Origin of the sequence: Microcoleus sp. BM001215392 (assembly GCF_036700185.1) — a bacterium.
Lineage (GTDB): Bacteria > Cyanobacteriota > Cyanobacteriia > Cyanobacteriales > Microcoleaceae > Microcoleus.
Genome location: NZ_JAUBOJ010000271.1, coordinates 1 through 10,444, shown reverse-complemented (window position 1 = coordinate 10,444; position 10,444 = coordinate 1). Strand labels below are relative to the sequence as shown.

Below are 10,444 nucleotides of genomic sequence, written 5' to 3'. Positions count from 1 at the left end.
AAGACGGCTATTTACAGTGCAAGAATATCACCTAATGGGTGAGGCTGGCATTTTGAACGAAGATGACCGAGTAGAATTGATCGAAGGAGAAATTATCCAAATGGCTGCAATTGGTACTCGTCATGCAACTTGTGTGCGGCGACTGATCCGACAGTTTCGCCAACTTCCAGAAGAAAGTGCTATTTTGGATGTTCAAAACCCAATTCAGTTAACAGAAAGAACCGAACCTCAGCCAGATTTGGTATTGCTGCAACCTCGTGCTGATTACTACGAAACAGCACATCCAATAGCATCTGAAGTGTTACTTTTAGTCGAGGTTTCTGATAGCACTGTTGATTTCGATCGCGAAGTGAAAGTTCCTAACTATGCTCGTTCTGGTATTCAAGAAGTATGGTTGTGGGATCTTGAGGTGAATTGTTTAGAAGTTTACCGCGAACCGACGGCAAATGGCTATACTTCAATGCAAAAGTTTGAGCGTGGAGAAATGGTTGCGCCGCTAGCTTTTCCTGAGTTTGAAGTAAGCGTTGATTTTATTTTGGGTTAGAGAGATAAGGAAGTAGATAAGCTATCGTACATCTAGGAAGATATCGAGCAAATCCATATTCACAGCGTTCTGAAGCTCTTTCAATAACTAATGTGCGGACTTCGGCAGGAATGAAACTAGAAGTCATTTATCAAATCGCTGAATAGGCTCTTGCTTTTAGTAAAATCATCAGATGTTCTAGCTGCTCGTAAACATCTAATTCTGCTATTTCCATTGGATTTAGGGTCGATTCGCAGTTTTTTTCAAGCAAAATTTGCAGGCGTGTCTGAGCCTGTTGTGAAACCTTGAAACCAACAATTTCTTGGGGAGTTGGACTATCGATCAAAAAGTCAAGAACTTCTTGATAAACTGTAGGAATATCAGCAGTATTAGTTGCGATTTCTGGCTCAATAGTTGTGGGATTTTTAGTTAGTTCTATAAGTTGCCAAAGCAGTTCTGGCAAACGATTTTGCAGAGGTTCTAGACGTTGAGCCAGTTCGTCGGGAATTTGAAGGGTAATTGTTACCATTTTTTTTACTCACTGACGCTCTGATTGAATCGTAGCACAATAGAAGTGCGATCGGGAAGTTTTTATTCGAGTAAAACTTTAGCATTTTTAGTTACTTATTTTCAGCAAGCCACAGCTCGATTTCTTCTCGGTTGCGATCGTAATAGTTCGTCACTGCTTGCAAATCTTGAAGGGTGAGTCCTGGATAATTATAGAGAAGTTCGGTTTCGGTTGCGCCCTGTTGTTGATAAGCAACAATCGTCCAGACGGGAATGCGGGTATCGCGAATTCGCGCTGCACCGCCACAAATTCCTGGAGTTTTGTGAATGGGATGCTGAAGAATTTGGACGAATTTTAGGGCTTCTGCGAGCAACTCATCAGGCAGTGTTTTAATGGTTTGGAGAAGTTGTTCTTTGATGGTCATAATCGATCGCCAAAATCTAAAATAGTATCGAGCAAATCCATGAGATGATATATTGGTTCATCAGCGATTACACCGATCGAGCTTTGTGAAATTTGGCTCGGATTTGAGCGATCGCCGTTTCACCATCTACTCCTTCACCGCGATCGAGTTGTGCGGCGGCGATGTCGATTTTGGCGCAAACTTCTTCTACCCAGCGATCGTATCCATCGCGTTTTTCCAGCAGCCGTAGCGCGTCAGCAATGATTTCGGTAACGTTGGTATAGCGCCCGCTGGCGAGTTGGGCGAGTATGAGTTGTTCTTGTTCGGAGGTGAGGGTGATACTCATAGGTAAATATCGGCTGGCTATTGCTTTATTTCAGTTGAGGGGATTGCACGTTTGTCTCTATTCTAATCTATGACTGATGGAGTGCGTAAATCTCCTCCTATTATTTTAAGCTAGAATTAATTACCCGTTGTTTTTTCATTTGTTTTACGTTAGGATCTGATGAGGAGGTTAAACTATGCAAAGTATAAATAAGAAATTTAGGTTGCGAAGCGGTGCAAACTGGACATCGTTTTAAAAGTTTCGTTTAAAGGGTGCAGAAGCACTCAGTTCTATCGCAAATGGTGTCATTGCTACTCTTCAAACAAAAAGCTGTAGCAAATAATGAGCTTAACAATCTGGCAACTCTATTTTCGTAGGTTACAATCAATTAGTTAAAAGGAGAATATTCTGTCAGCCAACCGCGAGTATTATATACCAGAATTCTCTCTTACACAGCAAACAATACAGGGAGAGGATATCCCCTTACCAGATCCACAAGCAGAAGGACGACCCCATACAACACTTGGAAAAAGAGATGGAAGTGATAATATTTGTTACCGCCAGTCAGCAACCTTTCCCTTATCAACTTGGCCAAAAGCTAATGGCTGCGATGTGCCTTGGGGTAGAGTAGATTGGACGGATCATAATCGTGCCTCAGACCATTCCAACCCGCATATCCACGAATTCCGCTACAATTGGGAACAGAAAAGATGGGAATGTGGAGCGCAACAATTTTGGTGGTATCGCAAAGATGTTGATTAACTAAAGGAGAAATTATGGATGCTTGTTTTGAAATATTACTTTCGACAAGACAAACTCTTGATTATTTAGAAGTTCATCAGGAAACTTTTACTTGGGGTGGCGTAGAATATCCCCAAGGTGAAAAGTATTACGTTTGGGGCAAATATATAAAATTAGTAGAGCGGGAAATTCCAGCCCATATAATCAAGCGCTTACCCCCCGTTTACGGAAATCTGCAATGGGTGAATTTTTCGGTGCAAGGGAAAGGATTGGACTTGTTAGAATCCGAGGTGAATGGTGAGCAGATAGATTGGGAAGGCAAAAGTTTTGATGATTTTATCAAGTTAATTCTGACTGAACAACCTCAATGGGTTGTGGTATTTGAATGGCACTGCGATCGTATAGATAGTCTATACGAACAAAATGTTAGTGAGTGCATTGGTCAGATTAAAAATAACTTGAAATGGGAGAATAATAGAGAGGGATTTATCGTACTATCTGTCCCAGAAAATGAGATTTACTCATCGATGTCTGTCAGTGGTGTCGCACAAACCTGCCAGGGGTTTCAACCCCTGGCGTCGGGCGAAAGTCGGTTGAAACCGACTGAAAAGCTGAGATAAAAATCAAAAACTCTTTAGTCCTCTAAAGAGGACTTTCGCTATGAGACAGGAGTTTCAACCCCGGTTGGACTATGAAGCTAACCGAGGTTTCAGGACACTCGCACAACCAAAGAAACCGGGTTTTTTCCCGAATTTTCGCACTCTCACCAAGTCTATGGTAAAAACCCGGTTTCTGGCCACACGCGCACTATCAAAATCACTGACATTCTCATTGAATCGTAGCATAATAGAAGTGCGATCGCCCTTCTTGATTAGAGTCGCTTCACCCTACCAATCAGTTGAATTGCGGCAAAATTTTAGTTAGCGTTGTTATCGTTGAGGTCTAGATTTTGTATTGGCAGTTCTGAATCTAGTGATGTAGGTATTTGGATCTTGACAACAATTACTATTTGATTTTTTTCAATACTTATATTACTTATATTAACTATGCTCTTTTCAGGTAACAAATTACTGGCTGGCAATTTAGCACATGACTGAGTTTTATATCCAGCATCGTCAAGCCATTCAGCAATATTTCTCCAGTTTTCGATCTTTTCAATCCCTTTACCCACAAAGCCTTTAACGTATCTATAAATAGTGGCACACAGGTCAGTTTCCACACCCTTGGGATTCTTTTGGAGCTTTTCCGCAATTTCAGCGGGACTGTAGCCACAAAGCAACCCCCGCAGGTGCAGCTTTTCTACGGGGGTGAGAGGCTTTCCCTTAACGGCGGCCAAGTCTGCGTACAGAGTTTTTAAGTCCCAGCGGCTTTCTGCCTCGACGAAGCGATCGTTTGTGGATGCCATAGATTGGTGTGTGTGAAGTTCCTGATGGGATTCTAACAGAATTCCTGATGTATATCAGTTTACGAGCAGTGTTATTTAGCTTAATATACTTGAAAGCTCAACTGTAAATGGTGCAATTTACAAGTCAAAAAGTTTGTGGCAGGGCTTTTGAGTAATTACTGATGGCAGTTAGTGTTACGACAGGGATTAGGGCTGAATTTTGGTAATTTTCTGGGTTTGACTCTAGTTTCGGGTACTGCTGGTAATTTTTTTAATTTATTTTCTGGGTTTTGCATAATTTTGTGGATGTGGCCCTGATATATAAACAGGAGGCTGTAGCAGGCTTTCTGGGGAATCTGTGCGATCGCTGCGAAAGCTTTGCTATGCAAGACTTTTGCTGGGTCATAGAAGCTTGGAAGTTTATCGGTAGCTAAGGCTATTTATTAACTTTTGTAAAGAATTCGGTAACTTTTGCATAAAAGTTAGGGTTCTAGCCTGATAGACAAATAGAGGGTTGCAAGTGGCTTGCGGGCGATCGACTTCGAGAGGGCGATCGTTTGGCGAAGGAAGCTTAGCAATTGCTTTCTAAAAATCCCAGATTTGAGAGGAGATATGGCTATGAATGATTTTAGAAGCGAAAAGACGAGATTACACTCAAAACCAGCGATTCTGACGCAATCTTGGGTGATTTGGGAGTTTTCTGCCGTAATAGAAACAAAAGGAATCAAGTTTGAGACAGTTAGCTTGCATGACATTCTTAAAGCGGAACTGCAAGCACAGCAAGTCCCAATCGATATTTTTTATACCAACGCTGGTTGGATTGTAGAAGGTGCTGGAGAGGCACTCAAAATTGATAAAGATGTGAGGGCTAGGGTTACAGCTAATCTCAGAAACTCTATCTATACTAATATGCAGTTTATTGCTGGAATCGATTACTTCGGTGATTCCAATTGGGCAGATATCCAAATGATGATGATTGTCCAGCCAGAAAAACCATCCGAACTACCCGCAGCACCAATACGACCTCAAGCAGCTAACACTCAACCTTTAATTCCAGATGCAGCTTTAGTTGTCTTGGCGCTCATCGCTGCTGGTTTCTTTTTTTCGGGGAATGGGGGTTTACAAGTCCTTAGCATAGTTGGAGTAATTGGTGCATTAGGAATTTACATCACATCAAATTCTCAGGTAGCTGAAGCGAAGAGAAAGTATGACTCGCAACTTGCTATCTATCAAGAGGAGAATATAGAAAGAAATAGGAAAATAGAAAAAATCAAGCTGGAAGAAGAAGAACTGAAACGCAATCGCCTATCCAGAAGTTTTCAGTGGGATGATTTGAGGGTTTTACATACAATAATGTCTCGCTCAGTTGGCAAGATTATTCATGATAAACTTCTGCAAAAAGGTGCCATAGTTAAAGACTTTGTACATCAGACTAAAAATGAGGAAATTATCCCCGAGAGTAAGAAAAACATATTTGATGATTTTTAGGAGATAATGATGAGCATAAGTAGTGCACCGAAACTGAACTACTGGAGTGGTTCAGCAATCATAAAAGGACAGCCTCAAGAATTAATCCGTTACAGTTACATGAGTATCAATGTCTTCCAACTGAAGGCTATTCCTGACTTTGGAGCCAACTATTTTAAGGAAATAGAAAACTTAGCACCTTCTACCAGAGCAAGTTTTGTTGCAAACTTGCAAAAAGATTTACTAAAGAATCTAGCATTATTCGGCTATACCCAATTTGAAAATTCAAATGGTGATGTTTCCTGTGGATACAGTCTCCGAATTATTTACCAGCCATCCTCTCAAAAGTCTAACGTTTCCATAGAGATATATTTGCTAGCGCGAGTGGCTAGCAACACCAGCCAGTACATAAATACTTTCAAGGAAAAGCAAGCCGAGTATATTCAAAGTAGCTTGCGTTCTCAACTTTATAAATTTGAGGCTGTCCCTCAACATCGACTTGATTGGCAACCGGGATGGTTTAATCCTGGTCAGCCACCATACTGTTATGAAATCCTTAAAACAGAAGCAGTATTTCAATGGCTTGAGGCGGATAAAAAGTATTTTTATTCACCCGGACAACTGCAAGTTAATAAAGACAATAACATGATTGCTTTCTTCGATCAACTGCAAGAGTACAGACAAGCCACCTGTATAGAAATCACGCTGGTTCCCACCACAGTAGAAAGCTACGAAAAAAATACCATCTCTCGATATCTGGAAGCACTGGCGGTAGCAGCTAGAGGTATTCGTGAAGAAAATATTGCTCCTAATACTAATGCACAGAAAGCAAAGTCAGTGTACGAAGACATTCAGAAAAGGTATTATTCTGGGATTGTCTTTTTATATAGTTTGCGGGTTTTTTCACAAGATATCAATACTTGTCAAAGTGTGGCTAATCAGCTAGCAGCAACTTGTACAGGTAATATTTTTATTCCACGAGTTGTACAAGTAAATGACCGAAAATATGCAGCACAAACTGCTTTGCAAGTCAATGTGAATGACCAAGCCTGCCAAGAGGGAATTTGGGAAGTGACAGGAAACAGACTGGATGGTTTTCAGGGTGGCCCTGAAACAATGCGGAGACTACATCGCCTGATAGATTTAGATGAAGCGGCTGCATTTTTTCGTTTGCCAATTCCGATTAATCAACCTTGTGCTGGCGTTGAGTGTGACACGGTTACTGTATCCATATCTTCGGATGAAGTTACAGATAAGTTCCCATTAAAATTAGACATTGAAGATATTATCAGAGACTATGGAAGTCTGATCACAGAAGATACTTATGTTGTGGGCATCGACCAAGATGGGAAACCTTGTGTTTCTGATTTTTCTAAGATTCCCCATCGGATTGTTGCCGGAACAACCGGCACTGGTAAAACCAACTTTCTCACTTCAATGATTTATCAGTTTTTATATGCCAGTTTTAAAATTAAGGTAAATAGAGAAATTTATATTGCTGATTTTAAAGCTGGTTTCGATTATTACCGGATCGAACGTCGAAATGAAAGTGTTAAATTGGTCACGAAGGCTGAAGAATTGGTAACTTTGCTGACTCAATTGTGGAATGAGTATGAGCGAAGACTGACAACTATGATTGACGAGGATGTAGAAAGCTTGAAGGAATTACGAGAAAAATGTAACAGTCAAGAGCATCGAATAATTTTAGTAATTGATGAAGCCGCATCGATACTGAGCGCAGACAGAAAAAACCGAGAGGAAATTTCTAAGTATCTTCAAGAGTTGGCTGCCAAGAGTCGCGTAACTGGGATTCATATTTTTTACTGTAGCCAAAGACCTACACCTGATGTGATTCCCCGACTCATATCTGATAATATGGATGAGCGAGTAATTTTCAGAGTTTTCCCCGCTGCAAGTCAACTATTACTTGATGATGATGTGGCAGCAGAATTACCAGCAGATCCGAAAGGAAGGTCTGTGTATAGAGGGTTAGAATCACAATTAAAAATTGTGGCTACTCCTTACGTACCGAAGCAAGTCTGGAATAATCCTTTCGGTTAGATAAAAGTTCACCTAGTAGTTTAACGAGGTATCCTATGGCATTACTAGATCAGATAGAAGAATTTCAAGGAACGATGGATAAAGTCGTTGAACTGGTTGAAGAAACTAAAGCGTTAGCGGGACAAGTCCCAGATGTTTCGTTGAGTGAAGCACCAGCGAAAATAAAGGCAATTTTTGACTTGTGTGCTGACGGGGTTAAAAACCTTCAAGATGCAATAGGGCAAGCGGAGGAAATTCAAAAACTTTTAGGAGGCTAATGAATCTTAAAGAAGAAAGCGAATCGCTTCAGTCACGTCTTAACCAAGTTCTCAACTTAGTGGCTGAAGCACAAACCAGTGCCGATCGTCTATTAAATATTACCTCCTCTCAGATAGATAGTCAGATTTTCGATATTTTGGAAAATTGTTATGAAGGCATGAGAAACCTTCAAGCAAGTCAGGAGCAAATTGAGTTGCTTCTGGAAATGATAGGCAGTCAAAGCTCTTTATCAAGCACACAACAAGGAGGTTCATTATCTCAAAAAGCTGAAAAAAAGAATGAATTTGCCAACAGCTTAGCTTATGAAGTTAATTACGATTATTTAGATACAGGAGGTTCTGCTCGGATTAACGCTTTGGATAATCAAGGCAATGATTATGGCTATATCAATGTTAGGAAAGATGATGATGGAAGAATTAGAGTTCAAGACACTCTCGTCTCTGAGAAGTATCAACGGAAAGGAATTGCTACCAAGCTGTTCCAATCTGTGGAAAATAAGTTGCCTGATGGAACTGTAATTTATTTAGGATCGAACGAACAACCTGAGTTTTGGGCAAAAATGGGATTTGAGCCTGAACAAACCATTGATGGGAGCATTCAGTATGTAAAAACAATTAATCGAGATGAAAAAAAAACAGATGACTTAGAATCCAGATTTCATACATTGATAGATGAATTGGGAAAAACTGTGATTAATACCGCTAAAAGTTCTGCTGCTGCATTTATGACAGTTAGCGGGGTTTGTACGCTGTTATTAGACCTTAATAATAAAGTAACTCCCCTTCAATCACCGGAAGGTTCTTTATTTTCAGATGTCCAAAATCTGTCTAATGATAATGAAGAAAAATTGTGGATTAACTCCCATTTGACAGACATGGTAGATGCAGAAATGGTTCCCGAACACAAGAAAAAAAAGAAGAAAGGAGAATAGTTGTTTGAAAATTTTCAATATCTAACTATGAGTCTGATTCCAGGATTACAAGTCTTTATAATTTTAATGTAAGGCAAATGAGTGACCAACAGGAAAAAACTAAACTATGGAAAGTCTACGGCATCTTAATGGGTGTTATGGTAGGCGGTGCTGTCCTAATTCTAGGGGGTCAAGCCGCCTGGAATGCCATTCAAGAGAATATGTCAAAAGCTGCTGTTGAAAATAAACCACCCTCTACTAACTCTGTGCCTTTAAGAACTCCACAAGCATCAGCAGAAGTGCGATCGCAAATTCCTTCATCTACACCGTCGGTTTCAAGTGTCAGTAGTTCACCATCAACTTTAGTGTCTCCTTCTAAAAATTCTCTTCGCTCAAATCAGGAAATAGGGACAGAAGAGGAAATAGATAAGATTACCGATCAAATTTTTTATGACAGATATCCTGAACTAGCAGGTCGAAAAATCAGAAGTGATGAATCGAGTTTACAGGAAGAATGGTCTCGTATCAAGCAATGTGAAGCGGTAGTCGATTACATCTTTTATCACAAGCATCCAGAGTTATGGAAAAGAAGAATTGTCAAAAGTGAGTATTCTCTAGCTCAGGAGTGGTCAACAATTAAAGATAGCGTAACTGGCTGTCGCTAAATAATGAATTAAATCATAGTTCAACTGATGTCACTTGAAAAAATATAACTAAAACTATGAATGATGATGAACAAAAAAGAAGTCTCTGGAAAACTTATAGTATTTTAATGGGTGTAATGGTAGGTGGTGCTGTGCTAATTATAGGCTGTCAAGCCGCGTGGAATGCCGTTCAACAGAATATGTCAAAAGCCAGTATAGAAAATAAACCACCATCTACTAGCTCTTTGCCTTTAAGCACTCCACCAGCACCACCAGAAGTGCGATCGCAAACTCCTTTATCTACACCCTCGGATTCAACTGAACGAGTAAGCTTTGATAAAGGTAGTACAGGAGCAACAATTCGTGACAGTGTAACAGCAAATCAAAAAAAGCGCTACTTACTAAACTGCGGTAGCGGACAACGAATGACAGTGCAAGTCAGGCAGGGAAGTATTAATGTGACAATTATTTCTCCTAACAATCAAACAATAGGCAATACTGCGAACGGTGTATCACAATGGCAGGGTAAACTGCCAAATACTGGAGATTATATTATTGAAATTTCTGCACCCAATCAGTCAGGCTACCTCATTAATATTGAAGTTTCATAAATTTTCAGTCATCACAAAGGAAACATTTAGTTATGAATGACCAAACAGACAAACAAAAACTATGGAAAGTGTACGGCATTTTAATCGGTGTTATGTTAGGTGGTGCTGTGTTCGTTCTAGCCGGTCAAGCAGCTTGGAATGCCATTCAAGAGAATTTGGCTAAATCTAATACCCCTTCAAATTCAACACCCCAATCTTTACCCCAATCTTTGCCACCTTCACCGAGCAGTACCATCTCACCTTCAGATATTCCATTGAGAACGACACCTGAGCAAACTCTCAATAACTTTTATGCACTGACAACTACAGATAATAAGGCAGCCGGACAAGTATTTACTACTGATGATTTCAAGAAAAAATACCCTTCAAGTGATAATAATAAAAAATGGGTTAGTCTATATAACTTTATCAAAGTTACTCAGATAAAACCTATTGAACAATCTCCTACTAGAGCAAAAATGACAGTTTGGTTGCTGTATTCTTTTAAAGATGGTAGAGAACAAGTCTGTGAATACAGAGATTTTACTCTTGTACTCAATAATAATAATTTTTTAATAGATGACATTGGCGAAGCGACTCAAACATCCTGCCCTTAAAAAATAGTTCATA

At 39.9% G+C, this 10,444-nt stretch carries 13 protein-coding genes; 9 read left to right on the top strand and 4 right to left on the bottom strand.

Going from position 1 to position 10,444, the window contains the following annotated elements:
- Positions 1-544 (top strand): Uma2 family endonuclease (locus QT974_RS23900; RefSeq protein WP_333470906.1); only part of this gene is annotated, 544 nt, incomplete at its 5' end.
- A gap of 130 nt (positions 545-674) precedes the next feature.
- Here the strand turns inward: QT974_RS23900 and QT974_RS23895 are convergent.
- The 3 genes from QT974_RS23895 to QT974_RS23885 all read right to left on the bottom strand — a co-directional run bounded on the left by QT974_RS23895 (position 675) and on the right by QT974_RS23885 (position 1,780).
- Positions 675-1,052, bottom strand: coding sequence for a hypothetical protein (locus QT974_RS23895; RefSeq protein ID WP_333470905.1), 378 nt, complete (start codon positions 1,050-1,052; stop codon positions 675-677).
- Positions 1,053-1,143: 91 nt separating this feature from the next.
- A complete protein-coding gene (locus QT974_RS23890) occupies positions 1,144-1,455 on the bottom strand; it encodes a DUF433 domain-containing protein (RefSeq protein ID WP_333470904.1) in 312 nt (103 codons plus the stop codon).
- A 67-nt stretch (positions 1,456-1,522) separates the two neighbouring features.
- Entirely contained in the window at positions 1,523-1,780 is a 258-nt protein-coding gene (locus tag QT974_RS23885; protein ID WP_333470903.1) for a ribbon-helix-helix domain-containing protein, read from the bottom strand.
- A 755-nt stretch (positions 1,781-2,535) separates the two neighbouring features.
- On the opposite strand from QT974_RS23885, the gene QT974_RS23880 reads away from it, so the two are divergent.
- On the top strand, positions 2,536-3,120 hold the full coding sequence (locus tag QT974_RS23880) for a hypothetical protein (RefSeq protein WP_333470902.1): 585 nt from the start codon (positions 2,536-2,538) through the stop codon (positions 3,118-3,120).
- Positions 3,121-3,416: 296 nt separating this feature from the next.
- On the opposite strand, the gene QT974_RS23875 is transcribed toward QT974_RS23880, so the two are convergent.
- A complete protein-coding gene (locus QT974_RS23875; protein WP_333470901.1) occupies positions 3,417-3,905 on the bottom strand; it encodes a helix-turn-helix domain-containing protein in 489 nt (162 codons plus the stop codon).
- A gap of 597 nt (positions 3,906-4,502) precedes the next feature.
- On the opposite strand from QT974_RS23875, the gene QT974_RS23870 reads away from it, so the two are divergent.
- From QT974_RS23870 to QT974_RS23840, 7 genes are all read left to right on the top strand, one after another.
- Positions 4,503-5,372 (top strand): hypothetical protein, encoded by an 870-nt coding sequence (locus tag QT974_RS23870; RefSeq protein WP_333470900.1) that lies wholly within the window; start codon positions 4,503-4,505, stop codon positions 5,370-5,372.
- A 6-nt stretch (positions 5,373-5,378) separates the two neighbouring features.
- Positions 5,379-7,412 carry an FtsK/SpoIIIE domain-containing protein gene (locus QT974_RS23865; RefSeq protein WP_333470899.1) on the top strand — a complete coding sequence of 678 codons (2,034 nt, stop codon included), beginning with the start codon at positions 5,379-5,381 and terminating at the stop codon, positions 7,410-7,412.
- Positions 7,413-7,447: 35 nt separating this feature from the next.
- Positions 7,448-7,669: a hypothetical protein gene (locus QT974_RS23860; protein WP_333470898.1), complete on the top strand. Its 222-nt coding sequence runs from the start codon at positions 7,448-7,450 to the stop codon at positions 7,667-7,669.
- The gene (locus tag QT974_RS23855; protein WP_333470897.1) at positions 7,669-8,601 is read left to right on the top strand and encodes a GNAT family N-acetyltransferase; all 933 of its coding nucleotides are present in this window, start codon (positions 7,669-7,671) and stop codon (positions 8,599-8,601) included. The genes QT974_RS23860 and QT974_RS23855 overlap by 1 nt, the downstream gene beginning before the upstream one ends.
- A gap of 77 nt (positions 8,602-8,678) precedes the next feature.
- Positions 8,679-9,245 carry a hypothetical protein gene (locus tag QT974_RS23850; protein WP_333470896.1) on the top strand — a complete coding sequence of 189 codons (567 nt, stop codon included), beginning with the start codon at positions 8,679-8,681 and terminating at the stop codon, positions 9,243-9,245.
- 56 nt (positions 9,246-9,301) lie between these two features.
- A complete protein-coding gene (locus QT974_RS23845; RefSeq protein ID WP_333470895.1) occupies positions 9,302-9,835 on the top strand; it encodes a hypothetical protein in 534 nt (177 codons plus the stop codon).
- Between the two features lie 32 nt (positions 9,836-9,867).
- The gene (locus QT974_RS23840; protein WP_333470894.1) at positions 9,868-10,431 is read left to right on the top strand and encodes a hypothetical protein; all 564 of its coding nucleotides are present in this window, start codon (positions 9,868-9,870) and stop codon (positions 10,429-10,431) included.
- The last annotated feature ends 13 nt before the right edge of the window (positions 10,432-10,444 follow it).